Origin of the sequence: Pseudomonas sp. AFG_SD02_1510_Pfu_092 (assembly GCF_003331055.1) — a bacterium.
Lineage (GTDB): Bacteria > Pseudomonadota > Gammaproteobacteria > Pseudomonadales > Pseudomonadaceae > Aquipseudomonas.
In genome coordinates this window covers 1-239 of sequence record NZ_PUQD01000142.1, presented here as the reverse complement: position 1 = coordinate 239, position 239 = coordinate 1, and the positions used below count along the sequence as shown (strand labels likewise).

The following is a 239-nucleotide window of genomic DNA, read 5'->3' as shown; positions in this document are numbered from 1 at the left end:
GTGACCCAGGTCACCGATACCATCGATACCACTACCGTGACCTTGACCGCGACTCCGTCCGTGGCAGAAGGCGGCGTGGTGACCTACACCGCGTCGGTGAATCACAAAGTCACCGGTTCGGATCTGGTGGTGAAACTGGCCAACGGCCAGACCATCACCATCCCGGTTGGCGAATCGTCGGCTTCGGTACCGTTCACTGCACCGAACAACGTCCACAACACCAACCTGGACCTGAGCAA

Annotated in this window: 1 protein-coding gene; it reads left to right on the top strand. The window is 59.4% G+C overall.

What is annotated here, in order from left to right; genetic code table 11:
• The coding region (locus tag C6A77_RS25210) for an immunoglobulin-like domain-containing protein (protein WP_133295921.1) at positions 1-239 on the top strand (239 nt) is incomplete at both ends.